Genomic DNA, 13,066 nt, shown 5'->3' with positions numbered 1-13,066 from the left:
GCTGTAAAAGGCAGCATATATTCAGCCGGTAGCAGGGGACACGTCGCGGCATGAAAGTTACCATCGAACAGACGCTCGATCAGGCAGGTACGGGCGCATTTCAACGCGGTCTTCTGGGTGTGTTCGGTCTTGTCTGGGCCGCCGATGCCATGCAAGTGCTGGCCGTAGGCTTTACCGGCGCTGCCATTGCAAAGACTTTTGGGCTGACTATTCCACAGGCATTGCAGACCGGAACGCTGTTCTTCCTTGGCATGCTGATCGGTGCAGCCGTATTCGGACGACTGGCCGATAAATATGGTCGCCGTCGCGTGCTTCTCATCACTGTCGCCTGCGATGCGATATTCGGACTGCTTTCGGCATTTGCGCCAAGTTTCGGTATTTTGCTCGCCCTGCGCTTCATGACGGGCGTGGCAGTCGGCGGAACATTGCCAGTTGACTATGCGATGATGGCCGAATTCCTTCCGGCCAAAAATCGCGGTCGATGGCTGGTTATGCTCGAAGGTTTCTGGGCCGTCGGCACTGTTATCATCGCCCTTGCGGCATGGGCCACCAGCCTTGCAGGCGTAGAGGATGCGTGGCGCTATATCTTCATCGTCACGGCAGCTCCGGCCCTTATCGGCATCTGGCTGCGCCTCTGGGTGCCGGAATCCCCGATGCATCTTTTGAAATCCGGACGCCCGGAAGAAGCAAAATCGGTCATGAACCGTGTGCTTCGCCGTAATGGCAAACCGGAGCTGCCACCCAAGGCCCGGCTTGAAGCGCCGCTCATGATGACGGGCGAAAAGCTTCTTTCGCCAAATCTGCGCCAGCGCACACTGACCACGCTGGCAATCTGGTTCCTCGTTTCGGTGTCCTATTACGGCATTTTCACATGGATACCGGCAAAGCTTGCCGGTGACGGTTTCGGTTTCGTCCGCGGCTACGGGTTCCTTGTCGTGGTCGCACTGGCCCAATTGCCGGGCTATGCGCTTGCGGCCTATGGCGTGGAGGCATGGGGACGCAAGAAAACGCTGATCGCGTTCCTGTTCATCAGCGCTGCTGCCTGCGCTCTCTTTACTGTCGCCAACAGTTCGGCAGTGGTCGGCTCATCTATCCTCATCATGAGCTTTGCGCTGCTTGGCACATGGGGCGCGCTCTACGCTTTTACACCGGAACTTTATCCGACAGCGCTTCGCGCAAGCGGAATGGGAGCAGCAGGCGCGATGGCTCGCCTCGGCGGCTTGCTTGCACCATCGGCGCTGGCGCTCGTCATCAGCCAGAGCTTTTATGTTGCAGTGGCGTTATTTGCGGGACTTCTGGCGCTGGCCGGTATCATCGCCTTCTTCATTGATGTGGAGACGCGGCAGAAGGCACTAAGCTGAATAGAATAAGCCCGGAAGGCACTCATGGATTCCGGGCTTATTCCATCTTATTTCAGTCATTTATGCGATATTCTTTATCTATTGCTTTTGGTAAGCGGCATAAGCATCATTGCCCGGTCTGAAAATCCGCCCATGTTTCTCCGGCACGGTTGCTCCAGCCAGCAATCCGGCGCCAAGCGAAGTTCCGGTCGATCCTGATACAGCTTCGACCTTACGCCCAGTAAAGTTTGTCAGCGCGTCAAGATAGACTGAATTTCCGGCAAACGGCCCTTCCACGATAATAGGCCCATCGGCACCCAACAGGTGGAGACAGGTTTCCGTCATGAGCGCCGCATAGATACAGGCGGCAACATGACGCTCCATATCGCTGGCCGTGTCGGCATTGACCCAGCGAAAGCTCGAGTTTGGAAAGGGACCGCAACCGGGTACGGCTGAAGGCAACGCCATGGTTTGCTGCGCCAGAACCTTTGTTACAATTTCGGGCAGTTCGGCGTCGGGAGGTACTGTCAGTTCCTCCGTCATCAGATCGAATTCACGCCCGCCCATATAGCGCGCGGATGGAACTGCTCTTCCATAGGCATCGACATTGGCCAGTGTGTCGCGTTTCGGGTCCAGCCCGTCGAGATTACCGCCAACGGCAAAGCTCACCACCCATGTGCCCGTCGAAACCACCGAAAACGGACCTTTGCGATCCATCAGATGTGCGAGCAGCGATGCGTTGGAATCGTGAATCCCGCAACGCACCGGAACAGGCATTTTCAGGCCGATTTCCTGTGCAATTTCCGGAAGCACGTTGCCGAGTGCATCGAAAGCGGAGCGGAGCGGCGGGAGTTTGTCGCGAATATCCAGCCGGTCAACGAGGGGCGAAAAAGCGGAATCCTTCGGTAGCCACAAATCTGTGTGGCAACCGAGCGACGTCACTTCCGATGCGGCAATGCCAGTCAGACGCCAGGCCCAATATTGCGGGTAGGTGAATATAAAATGCGTGCGCGCGAAATCGGCGGGAAAGACTGTCTTCAGATAGTGAAGCTGCGCACCGAGATTGAGGCCGAGCGACAGGGTCGGCGAAAACGTATCGCGAAAATCCGGCTTTATGGCCGCATAGGAAGCGCGGATCTCGGCTGGATATTCGAGTTCATAGTCGAGAACTGGCATCGCCAATGTGCCATCTTCTGCGACGAGAGCCGCCGCTGCGCCATGCGTGGTGATGGAGATGGCATCAAAGCCCGGTTCCCGTGCGAATTCCGCGAGGCTTGTCAGAAAGAAGCGCCAAAGCGCCTCGATATCATAATGCGGATACGGGCCGTCGCGCAGCATTGTGTTCGGCGTGCGGCGCGCCGCAATTTCCTCGCCGCTTGCCGCATCAAGCACCACAACCTTGGCATTGGTCTTGCCGATATCCAGAATGGCAATGCGCTTCATGGCATATGAAAGACAGGCTTGAGATCGACGGAAACCGGCGAATTATCGGGGTTCGTCGCCATAATTTCGGCCATATGCGCCCACCACTTTTTCATCACCGGATGATCGGGCAGGGCCGCCATGCCATGCGTGGTTGTGCGCGTCAGAATGCCGAACAACGCATTGCTTTCTTCATCGAGATAGATGGCATAGTCCGACACGCCTGCCTCGTGCAGAAGGTCCACCAGTTCGGGCCATATCTCGTCATGACGGCGGCGATATTCCGCCTCCATGCCCGGATTGAGCTTCATGCGAAATGCATAGCGGTCATTGGTCATGCCGCGCGCCTTCCCTTGAACTGCCGGATAAGGATCGGCAGTGAAATCGTGACGATAAGGAGCAGGCCGATGAAGATTGACATGACGATGCCCGGCACGTTGAGAAGGCCAAGCCCGAAGGTCACGAGGCCCATCACGAAAGCCGCAATCACCACGCCAACAATGGTGCCCGAACCGCCGAGGATCGATACGCCGCCCAGCACGACCATGGTGACGATTTCCAGTTCCCATCCTTGCGCGATGGACGGACGTGTCGAGCCGAGACGCGAGGTCAGGCAGACGGCGGCGATACCGCTCATCACGCCGGTCATCAGGAAGAGCACGAATTTGGTTTTCTCAACCGGAATGCCGGAAAAGCGGGCCGCGAACTCATTATTGCCGATGGCATAGATGCGGCGTCCGAAGCTGGTGGCATGCAGCAATACCCCGAACAGCACGGCAAAGACGACGAAAAGCGCGAATTCAAACGAGAAGACCCAGAACACATAGCCCTGGCCGAAATAGGCAAAGCTTTCCGGATAGCCGCCAAAGGCCTGATCGCCGAGCACGATATAAGAAATACCGCGAAACAGGCTCATCGTGCCGATGGTCACGACAATGGACGGCAGTTTCAGCCCGGCCACCAGCCCGCCATTGATCGCGCCACAGACAAGGCCGGTACCGATGCCGATGGCGACCAGACCCGACGTGCCGACACCCGCCTGCGCCGCCGCGCCCATCGCCGTCGACGCAAGGGCGATGATGGCGGCGACCGAGAGGTCGATTTCACCGGAAATGATGAGCAGCGTCATCGCAAAGGCGATCAGCGCCTTTTCGGTGAAGTTGAACGTGGCGTCGGAAAGGTTCCACGCATCGAGAAAATAGGGCGAGGCGAAGGAATTCGCGATGAAAATCGCAATCGCCACACCAAGCAGCAGCATTTCCCAGCTTGCAAAGATGCGCGAGAAGGGCGTTCCGAGGCGGTCCGGAATGTGCCGACGCTGTTCGTTGTTCATGCCGGAACCTCCTCGTAAGTCTTTGCGGCCTTGTCGCGCAGGATGATGCGTCCGCGCCGCTTTTCCTGCCTTGCATTGAAGATCACGGCCAGAATGATGACGGAACCGGAAATCGCCATCTGCCAGAAGGGCGATATGTCGATGACGGGCAGGGCATTCTTGATGACGCCGAGAAACAGCGCGCCCAGCACTGCACCGGCAACAGAGCCGATCCCGCCAAGCGTCGAGATGCCGCCGATGACGCAGGCCGCGACGCTGTCGAGTTCGAACCCGGCAGCCACATCCACATAGGCGACGGCATAGCGCGACACCCAGAGATAGCCGCAAAGGCCGGCGAGCGCACCCGAAAGCACGAAGGCGAAAAAGCGCGTGCGCCCGACATCGATACCGGTATAGACGGCGGCGGTTGGGTTGCCGCCGGAAGCATAAAGGGCGCGACCGAAGAATGTTCGCGTCAGCAGCACATAGACGAGCGCGACGATCAGGATCGCGGTCCAGCCGAGAAGCGGCAAGCCAAGAAAAGGCGTGCGCGGTGTGTTGAGAAACGGTGCGGTCATCTGGTGGGCGTTGACCCATGCGCCGCCGGAAAGCACAAAAGCCATGCCGCGATAGATGGTGAGCGTGCCGAGTGTAACGACAATCGCCGGAATGTTGAGCTTCCAGACGAGAATGCCGTTGATTGCGCCCAGAACCGCACCGATGCCGATGGCAAGCACGATCAACAGCACCAGAGGCAAGCCGGGATAGGTCGCATTCAGCATCGCCACAGCCATGCCCGTAAAGGCGAGATTGGCGGCGACCGACAGATCAATGGACTTGGTCAGGATGACCGCCATCTGTCCAAGCGCGATGATGATCAGGATCGACGTGTCGTTGAACATGCCCGCCAGATTGCCGACACTGGCAAAGCCCGGCGCGCGGCTTGCGAACAGCCCCACCAGAAGAGCGATGATGACAAGGAGCAGGAGTTCGCGCTGCTTGAGCAACTGTTTCATTGTCTACTCCGTATTTCCTGTGGCGGCACGCACCAGTACTTCCGCATCAAGGCTGGTGCGTTCGAAGACGCCTTCCATGAGGCCTTCGCGCATGACCATCACACGGTCGGACATGCCGATGATTTCCGGCAGTTCCGACGAGATCATAATGATGCTCAGACCCTCAGCGGCGAGTTCGCTGATAAAGGCGTGAACCGCAGCCTTGGAACCGATATCGATGCCCTTGGTCGGTTCGTCGAGAATGATGACCTTCGGATTGGTGGCAAGCCACTTGCCGATGACGACTTTCTGCTGATTGCCACCGGAAAGCGTCCCGACCGGTACGGAAAGGGCGGCGGCGCGCAGGTCGAAGCGCTCGGCATATTTGCGCGCCAGCGCCAGTTCTTCCGCCATGCGCAGAAAGCCGTTGCGCGAGGTGCGGGCAAGCGATGGCAGCGAAACATTCTGAAAGATTGGCAGTTGCAGCACCGCGCCGTGACGTCCGCGCTCTTCCGGCACATAAACGATGCCATGCGCCACCGCGTCGCCGGGGCGGCGAATGCTGATCTCGCGATCTTCAAGCGTCACACGGCCACGGGATGGCTTGGTGATACCGAACAGCGATTGCGCGAATTCCGAACGTCCAGCGCCGACAAGACCGTAGACGCCAAGGATTTCACCCTTGCGCAGCTCTAAGGAAATGTCGCGGAACTCGGTCGGATGCGAATAGTTTTCGACCTTGAGTACAGTCCCGCCGATGGCGACATCCTGCTTCGGGAAAGCCTGATCGACAGACCGCCCGACCATCATGCGCACGATATCGTTCTGCCGCGTATCGGTTAACGTACCGTGCCCGACCGCGTGACCGTCACGGAAAACCGCGTAATTATCGGCGATTTCATAGACTTCATCGAACTTGTGGCTGATGAACAGGATGGCTTTGCCCTGCGCTTTCAGCCGCGCGACGATGCGGAACAGATCGTCCACTTCCTTGCGTGACAGGGCTGCGGTCGGCTCGTCCATGATGACGATGCGCGAATCCACGGACAGGGCGCGGGCAATCGCGACCAGATGGCGCTGGGCGATCGATAATTCTTTCAGCTTGATGCGGGCATCGACCGTCGTTTCCAGCGACGACAGCAAGGCCTGCGAACGGGCATAGACGGCCTTCCAGTTGACGAAGCCGAATTTCGTGCGCGGAGCGTGGCCCAGATAGATGTTTTCACCCACTGACAATTCGTCGAAAAGCACCGTTTCCTGATGAATGGCGGTGACGCCGTGATCGGTCGCATCCTGCGCGGTCGCCAGATGCACCGGCTTGCCGTCGATGAGGATTTCGCCTTCATCGGGCTGATAGATGCCGGTGAGGATTTTCACGAGCGTGGATTTGCCCGCGCCATTCTCGCCGATCAGCGCCGTCACCTTGCCGGGATAGAGCGCGATATTGACGTCATCGAGCGCACGCACACCGGGAAATGTCTTGGCAATGCCGCGCATTTCCAAAATGGGCTGATCCGTCATAGCGAGGGTCTGCTCACCGCTGGAATCGCCGCTTGAGTGAAAAGCTGCATTCATTGCAGATACCTGAAATCGATTCCGGGGAACGGGAGGCGGCATCCGTTCAGCGAATGCCGCCTCTTTTTATGAAAGCGCATCTTTTCAGGATGCGCTTTCCCATCAGAAAACCTTGGAGAACTGGTCGATGTTCGACGCATCGTAGACGAACGGATCGCTCATCGCGGCTTCGCCGTTCTCGCCGATCTTGATCTTACCCATGCGTCCAGCTTCGATTTCGGAACCCGGCTTGCCATCGGTATCCCCCTTGACGAGGTGATAGGCAATCTGGGTTGCGGAATAGCCGAGATCAATCGGGTTCCAGATGGCGAATTCCTTGGTCGCGCCCGATTTGATGGCACCAGCCATTTCAGACGGCAGGCCAAGGCCCGTCACATAGACATCGCCGATCTTGCCAGCATCCTTCACGGCCTGCGAAGCGGCCAGCACGCCGACGGTGGTCGGCGCGACGATGACCTTGACGTTCGGGTTCGACTTCAGGAGGCCCTGTGCTTCACGATAGCTCTTGTCGGCAAGGTCGTCGCCATAGACCGTCGTGACCAAATTGAGGCCAGGAAAGTCCTTGAGCTGCTTCTTCATTTCGCCAATCCAGATATTCTGGTTGGTCGAGGTGGTGGTGGCCGACAGGATTGCGAAATCGCCCTTGCCGTCCGGCAGGTGATCGGCTGCAAGCTTCAGGCACATCTTGCCGATCAGTTCGTTGGACGATGGGTTGAGGTGCACAATACGGCCAGCCGGAGCGACACCGGAATCCCACGAGATCACCTTGATGCCGCGCTGCGCGGCTTTTTTCAGGGCAGGGACGACCGCATCAGGGTCGTTGGCGGAAATGGCAATGGCGTCCACACCCTGCGCAATAAGCGAATTGATGACTTCGATCTGGCCTTCAGCGGTCGTGGTGGTCGGGCCGGTATAGATGACCTCGACGTCGCCCAACTCTTTGGCCGCTTCCTGCGCACCCTTGTTGGCAGCTTCAAAGAAGCCATTGCCGAGCGACTTCGCGACGAGCGCGATCTTCATGTCGGCGGCCTGCGCATGGGCAGCCATGAAGGCGACGGCAAGTGCAGTACCGAGTGCCAGTTTCTTGAAAAGCTTCATGTCTCATTCCTCCCAGTATAAAGACATATGTTTCACGATAACCCGGCAGAGCCGGGGTCATAATATAGTCGGCTCAGGCAACCTCGGCGGAATCCCCCTGTTCGCCGCCCTTGCCGGTATTCGCGGAAACCTGCGCCACAATGAGCCGGATACCCGCATTTTCCACCATCCGCCGCGCCTCATCGGAAATGCCATCATCAGTGATCAGCGTGCTGACCCTGTCGAGAGGACAGAGAATGAGGCTGGACCGGCGTGTGAATTTCGATGAATCGACCATCAGGACGAGTTCATCCGCCTGGCCCATCAGCTTTTGTTCGCTCTGGATGATCAGCGCATCGGATTCCATCACGCCAAGCGGGCTGACACCCTGACAGCCCATGAACATGCGCCTTCCGTAAAAATTACGGATGACGTCATTATCGAACGGCGACAGGATCAGGCTCTGGTCGCGATAGATCGCGCCGCCGGGCACGATCACCGTGCTTTTCGACTGTCGCAACAGATGTTCGGCAATGGCGAAGGAATTGGTCAGCACCTGAAGGCGACGCGGCGCAAGATAATGCACCATCTGGAACGTCGTGGAGCCGCCATTGATGATGATGCTGTCGCCTTCATCACAAAGCGCCACAGCTTCACGGGCGATGGCGCGCTTGCGGTCCGCATTTTCCGACTCCGAAACCTTGAACGGACGCCCCGTCAGACTGCCGAACTGCGGCGGGTGGATGGCTTCTGCGCCACCGCGCACACGCTTGATGCGGCCCTGCATATGCAACGATGCAATATCGCGCCGAAGGGTCGCTTCCGACGCCTCCGTCAATTCCACCAGATCCTGAATGGTGATCACCGGCTTCTCCTGAACAGCGCTCAGGATGATGCGGTGGCGCTCTCTTTCGTGCATGGCTCCTCCTGTCTTTTGTATCGGGCATAAATGCAGCGAATGTCAATCACAAACAATCACAATGGTGCACATTAATCACATTAATGATTGAATATGATCGTTTGTGATTGACAGCAATTCGTTTGATACGTCATATCTGCCGCCAACATGATCGCTTGCGCGTGGGACGGAGATACGCACAGCGATTGGCCATAACAGACTTGGCATAACAGACTTGGGAGGATGAAATGGTGGTCAGCAATCGGCTGCTCGATAATCGCTGGGACGACACCAAGGCGGCAACGATGGATGAGCCGGAAAAGCTGCTTTACCGCTCCAATCTGCTCGGGTCAGACAAGCGCATCACCAATTACGGCGGCGGCAACACCTCTGCGAAGGTCGAGGAAATCGATCCGCTGACCGGTGAAAAGGTTCAGGTTCTCTGGGTCAAGGGTTCGGGCGGCGATGTCGGCACCATCAAGCTCGATGGTTTTGCCACACTTTATCAGGACAAGCTCGACGCGCTGAAAGGCATCTATAAAGGTGTCGAGGACGAGGACCGCATGGTCGGTTTCCTGCCGCACTGCACCTTCAACCTCAATCCGCGCGCGGCTTCCATCGATACGCCGCTGCATGGTTTTGTCGCCTTCAAGCATGTGGATCACATGCACCCCGATGCGATCATCGCCATCGCCGCTTCCAGGAATTCCCACGAACTGACGGCAGAAATTTTCGGCGACGATATCGGCTGGCTGCCGTGGCGCCGTCCGGGTTTTCAGCTTGGCCTCGACCTTGAAGCCTTCGTGAAGTCAAATCCCAACGCAAAAGGCGTTGTCCTTGAAAGTCATGGGCTTTTCACCTGGGCCAACGATGCGAAAACCTGCTACGAAACGACGCTCGCCATCATCAACAAGGCCATTGAATGGCTGGACCAGAAGACGATAGGCAAGGCCGCTTTCGGTGGTGCCGTCGTACAGAGCCTGGCGGCTTCCGAGCGCCGCGCCATTGCCGCGCGGCTGATGCCGGAAATTCGCGGACTTATCGGCAAGGAAGAGCGCAAGCTTGGTCATTTCGACGATCAGGATGCGGTGCTGGAATTTGCGAACTCGAAGGAACTGCGCCCGCTGGCTGCTTTGGGCACATCCTGCCCGGACCATTTCCTGCGCACCAAAATCCGTCCTCTGGTCGTCGATTTCGATCCGGCCAAGCCCGATATCGACGTCGTGGTTGCCGGGCTCGAGGGCGCGCTGGAAGCCTATCGCGCCGATTACAAGCGCTATTATGAGTCCTGCAAACACGACAATTCACCGAAGATGCGCGACCCCAATCCGGTGATTTTCCTGATTCCCGGAGTCGGCATGTTGTCCTTCGCCCGCGACAAGGCGACGGCGCGCATTGCAGGCGAGTTTTATGTCAATGCGATCAATGTGATGCGCGGCGCATCCGGTGTATCGGAATATCAAGGACTGCCGGAACAGGAAGCCTTCGACATCGAGTATTGGCTGCTTGAAGAAGCCAAGCTGCAGCGCATGCCGAAGCCGAAAAGCCTTGCCGGGCGCGTCGCGGTTATCACAGGCGGCGCTGGCGGCATCGGCTATGCCACGGCCGAGCGGTTGGCGGGTGAGGGCGCTTGCGTGGTTCTGGCGGATATTGACGCAGAATCGCTCAAATCCGCTCACGCTAGTTTGTCGAAGCGCTTTGGCGCCGATCAGGTACGCAGTGTCGAGCTGAACGTGACTGACGAAAAGGGCGTCGCAAACGCCTTTGTCGAAGCCAGCGTCGAGCTGGGCGGCATCGACATTCTGGTCTCCAATGCCGGTATTGCCTCATCGGCCCCGGTGGAAGCGACCGAATTGTCAATGTGGAACCGCAATATCGACATTCTGGCGACCGGCTATTTCCTCGTTTCGCGTGAGGCATTTCGTCTGTTCCGCCGCCAGAAGATCGGTGGCAATGTGGTGTTCGTCGCTTCCAAGAATGGTCTTGCCGCATCGCCCAATGCATCTGCCTATTGCACGGCGAAAGCTGCCGAAATCCATCTGGCCCGCTGTCTGGCACTGGAAGGCGCAGATGCCGGTATCCGCGTCAATGTGGTCAACCCCGATGCGGTTCTGCGCGGCTCCAAGATCTGGGACGGCGAGTGGCGCGAACAGCGCGCGGCATCCTCCAAGATCGATGTTTCGGAGCTGGAGGAGCATTATCGGAAGCGGTCGCTGCTGAAGCTCAATGTTCTGCCGGAAGATATCGCCGAGGCGATCTATTTCCTCGCCAGCGACGCTTCGGCAAAATCCACCGGCAACATCATCAATGTCGATGCCGGGAACCAGCAGAGTTTTCCGCGCTGATCGTATAATCTGGACATTCTGGGAGGAACCATGTCCGAGCAACGCATTGCGGCCGATTTCATCGCCGAGCATAATTCCGGTTTCGAAAATGCACTGAAGAACGATTATCAGGCGCTCGGCGAACAGCTTTTGCGCCGTGGCATCGAGATCGACAAGATCACCAACAAGGTGGCAACCTATTTCGTCGCCGTTCCGTCATGGGGCACCGGCACGGGGGGCACCCGTTTCGGGCGCTTTCCGGGGAAAGGCGAACCGCGCGGCATTTTCGACAAGCTGGATGATTGCGCCGTCATCAACGAGCTTTGCCGTGCAACGCCGAATGTTTCGCTGCATATTCCGTGGGATAAGGCCGATCCGAAGAAGCTCAAAGCCCATGCCGAAGCGCTGGGGCTTGGTTTCGACGCCATGAATTCCAATACGTTTGCCGATGCGGTGGACCAGAAGCTTTCCTACAAGTTCGGATCACTCACCCATGTCGATGCGGCGGTGCGGGCGCAGGCGGTCGAGCACAATATCGAATGCATTGAAATCGGAAAAGCCATAGGTTCCAAGGCTTTGACCGTCTGGTTGAGCGACGGTTCCAACTTTCCTGGCCAGCAGAATTTCACCCGTGCCTTCGAGCGTTATCTGGATGCCATGGGCGAAATCTACAAGGCTTTGCCCGATGACTGGCGCCTGTTCTCCGAGCATAAAATGTATGAACCGGCCTTCTACTCGACGGTGGTTCAGGACTGGGGCACAAACTATCTCATCGCCTCGACGCTCGGACCAAAGGCGCAATGTCTGGTCGATCTCGGTCACCATGCGCCAAACACCAATATCGAGATGATCGTCGCACGGCTGGTTCAATTCGGAAAACTCGGTGGGTTCCATTTCAACGACAGCAAATATGGCGATGACGATCTTGATGCCGGGTCAATCGATCCATATCGATTGTTCCTTGTTTTCAATGAGTTGGTCGATGTGGAATATCGCGGCGTGAAGGATTTTCACCCGGCCCATATGATTGACCAGTCGCACAATGTCACCGATCCGCTGGAAAGCCTGATCTCATCCGCCAATGAAATCCGCCGTGCTTACGCACAGGCGCTGCTGGTGGACCGCGAGGCGCTGGAAACCTACCAGCAGGAAAACGATGCGCTGATGGCATCCGATACTCTGAAACGCGCTTACCGGACAGATGTGGAACCGATCCTCGCGGAAGCGCGCCGCCGCACTGGCGGAACCATCGAACCGATTGCCGCTTACAGGGCGAGCGGCTACCGCGACAAGGTTGCGAAGGAGCGTCCGGAGAGCAAAAGCGATGGCGGGGCGTTTAACTAAAAACGCTACCCGCCACAAAATTGCCGCAAAAAGAACGGTCGTTCGCCGCAATTGAAAGGCGATTTCTGTCGCTTTTCCGCTCCGAAAATCGCGTTTGGCAACTGTCAGCGCGATTTTCTGAATGTCAGATTGAGGCGAAACGGACCCAGTTTTTCATGCTCGCCTCGCTTCAAGGCAAGTATGCCATGATAGAAGAGACGTGACGGTCCACCCCACACAACCACGTCACCATGATGCAGGATATATTTCGCAATCGGGTCGGTTCGCTTCAATCCGCCGAACTGGAAAGTCGCAGGCAGGCCGAGCGACACGGAAACGATCGGATTGCTGAAATCCTGTTCATCCTTATCCTGATGCAATGAAAGTTTCGCGCCCGGTTCATAACGATTGATGAGACAGGCATCCGGCACAAAATCGGGATAGCTGGCTTCACGGGCAGCACTTTGGGCAAGCGCGCGAAAAGCATCCGGCATCGCGGGCCAAAGCAGGCCGGTTTCCGGATCGTCAGTGCTGTAGCGATAGCCGGTCCGGTCAGTGACCCAGCCGAACTCTCCGCAATTCGTCATCGCGACCGACATGCGATACCCGCCGGGCGTCGTCATGTGACGGAAAGGCGCGGCGGCGGAAACATCGGCCACCGCTTTCAGAACAGCGGCCTCGCTCGGAAGTGCAAAGCCGCGCAGAAGCACGGCTCCAGGTGCCAGGATTTCACGCAGCTCAATCGGGTCGAAAAGATCTCTCATACGACCTTTCTAGCACGAGATCAGGAGCGAGCCTCC

Annotated in this window: 11 protein-coding genes; 3 read left to right on the top strand and 8 right to left on the bottom strand. The window is 57.6% G+C overall.

The features are described 5' to 3' along the window. The first annotated feature begins 50 nt into the window (after window positions 1-50). Window positions 51-1,361, top strand: coding sequence for an MFS transporter (locus FIB18_RS02810; RefSeq protein ID WP_140019311.1), 1,311 nt, complete (start codon window positions 51-53; stop codon window positions 1,359-1,361). A gap of 78 nt (window positions 1,362-1,439) precedes the next feature. On the opposite strand, the gene FIB18_RS02805 is transcribed toward FIB18_RS02810, so the two are convergent. The 7 genes from FIB18_RS02805 to FIB18_RS02775 form a co-directional block, all read right to left on the bottom strand. Beyond that, the gene (locus FIB18_RS02805; protein WP_140019310.1) at window positions 1,440-2,783 is read right to left on the bottom strand and encodes an FGGY-family carbohydrate kinase; all 1,344 of its coding nucleotides are present in this window, start codon (window positions 2,781-2,783) and stop codon (window positions 1,440-1,442) included. After that, on the bottom strand, window positions 2,780-3,100 hold the full coding sequence (gene rhaM / locus FIB18_RS02800) for an L-rhamnose mutarotase (protein ID WP_140019309.1): 321 nt from the start codon (window positions 3,098-3,100) through the stop codon (window positions 2,780-2,782). Before rhaM ends, FIB18_RS02805 begins: the two co-directional genes overlap by 4 nt. Beyond that, window positions 3,097-4,095: an ABC transporter permease gene (locus tag FIB18_RS02795; RefSeq protein WP_140019308.1), complete on the bottom strand. Its 999-nt coding sequence runs from the start codon at window positions 4,093-4,095 to the stop codon at window positions 3,097-3,099. Before FIB18_RS02795 ends, rhaM begins: the two co-directional genes overlap by 4 nt. After that, window positions 4,092-5,090 (bottom strand): ABC transporter permease, encoded by a 999-nt coding sequence (locus FIB18_RS02790; RefSeq protein WP_140019307.1) that lies wholly within the window; start codon window positions 5,088-5,090, stop codon window positions 4,092-4,094. The genes FIB18_RS02795 and FIB18_RS02790 overlap by 4 nt, the downstream gene beginning before the upstream one ends. Before the next feature lie 3 nt (window positions 5,091-5,093). Further along, window positions 5,094-6,644 (bottom strand): sugar ABC transporter ATP-binding protein, encoded by a 1,551-nt coding sequence (locus FIB18_RS02785; RefSeq protein WP_140019306.1) that lies wholly within the window; start codon window positions 6,642-6,644, stop codon window positions 5,094-5,096. Between the two features lie 102 nt (window positions 6,645-6,746). Beyond that, complete coding sequence (rhaS, locus tag FIB18_RS02780; RefSeq protein WP_140019305.1) at window positions 6,747-7,742, bottom strand: rhamnose ABC transporter substrate-binding protein; 996 nt, start codon at window positions 7,740-7,742, stop codon at window positions 6,747-6,749. 73 nt (window positions 7,743-7,815) lie between these two features. Further along, window positions 7,816-8,640, bottom strand: coding sequence for a DeoR/GlpR family DNA-binding transcription regulator (locus tag FIB18_RS02775; protein WP_140019304.1), 825 nt, complete (start codon window positions 8,638-8,640; stop codon window positions 7,816-7,818). A 227-nt stretch (window positions 8,641-8,867) separates the two neighbouring features. Here FIB18_RS02775 and FIB18_RS02770 point away from each other — a divergent pair, with 227 nt between their 5' ends. Together FIB18_RS02770 and rhaI are read left to right on the top strand one after the other, a co-directional pair. After that, window positions 8,868-10,964, top strand: a complete 2,097-nt coding sequence (locus tag FIB18_RS02770) for a bifunctional rhamnulose-1-phosphate aldolase/short-chain dehydrogenase (RefSeq protein WP_140019303.1) — start codon at window positions 8,868-8,870, stop codon at window positions 10,962-10,964. Window positions 10,965-10,994: 30 nt separating this feature from the next. Then, window positions 10,995-12,287, top strand: a complete 1,293-nt coding sequence (gene rhaI / locus FIB18_RS02765) for an L-rhamnose catabolism isomerase (protein WP_140019302.1) — start codon at window positions 10,995-10,997, stop codon at window positions 12,285-12,287. A gap of 104 nt (window positions 12,288-12,391) precedes the next feature. On the opposite strand, the gene alkB is transcribed toward rhaI, so the two are convergent. Then, window positions 12,392-13,030: a DNA oxidative demethylase AlkB gene (gene alkB / locus FIB18_RS02760; protein ID WP_140019301.1), complete on the bottom strand. Its 639-nt coding sequence runs from the start codon at window positions 13,028-13,030 to the stop codon at window positions 12,392-12,394. Window positions 13,031-13,066: the final 36 nt, after the last annotated feature.

Source organism: Brucella pecoris (assembly GCF_006376675.1).
GTDB classification, from domain to species: domain Bacteria; phylum Pseudomonadota; class Alphaproteobacteria; order Rhizobiales; family Rhizobiaceae; genus Brucella; species Brucella pecoris.
Note: the sequence above shows the minus strand (reverse complement) of the source record. Positions and strands in the feature narration are given on the sequence as shown.

What these genes read in the sequence shown, in the direction of transcription:
- FIB18_RS02810 (WP_140019311.1), top strand. Translation starts at nt 51, where the DNA reads ATGAAAGTTACCATCGAACAGACGCTCGATCAGGCAGGTACGGGCGCA.
- FIB18_RS02795 (WP_140019308.1), bottom strand. Translation starts at nt 4,095, where the DNA reads ATGAACAACGAACAGCGTCGGCACATTCCGGACCGCCTCGGAACGCCC.
- FIB18_RS02790 (WP_140019307.1), bottom strand. Translation starts at nt 5,090, where the DNA reads ATGAAACAGTTGCTCAAGCAGCGCGAACTCCTGCTCCTTGTCATCATC.
- FIB18_RS02770 (WP_140019303.1), top strand. Translation starts at nt 8,868, where the DNA reads ATGGTGGTCAGCAATCGGCTGCTCGATAATCGCTGGGACGACACCAAG.
- alkB (WP_140019301.1), bottom strand. Translation starts at nt 13,030, where the DNA reads ATGAGAGATCTTTTCGACCCGATTGAGCTGCGTGAAATCCTGGCACCT.
- FIB18_RS02805 (WP_140019310.1), bottom strand. Translation starts at nt 2,783, where the DNA reads ATGAAGCGCATTGCCATTCTGGATATCGGCAAGACCAATGCCAAGGTT.
- FIB18_RS02775 (WP_140019304.1), bottom strand. Translation starts at nt 8,640, where the DNA reads ATGCACGAAAGAGAGCGCCACCGCATCATCCTGAGCGCTGTTCAGGAG.
- rhaS (WP_140019305.1), bottom strand. Translation starts at nt 7,742, where the DNA reads ATGAAGCTTTTCAAGAAACTGGCACTCGGTACTGCACTTGCCGTCGCC.
- FIB18_RS02785 (WP_140019306.1), bottom strand. Translation starts at nt 6,644, where the DNA reads ATGAATGCAGCTTTTCACTCAAGCGGCGATTCCAGCGGTGAGCAGACC.
- rhaM (WP_140019309.1), bottom strand. Translation starts at nt 3,100, where the DNA reads ATGACCAATGACCGCTATGCATTTCGCATGAAGCTCAATCCGGGCATG.
- rhaI (WP_140019302.1), top strand. Translation starts at nt 10,995, where the DNA reads ATGTCCGAGCAACGCATTGCGGCCGATTTCATCGCCGAGCATAATTCC.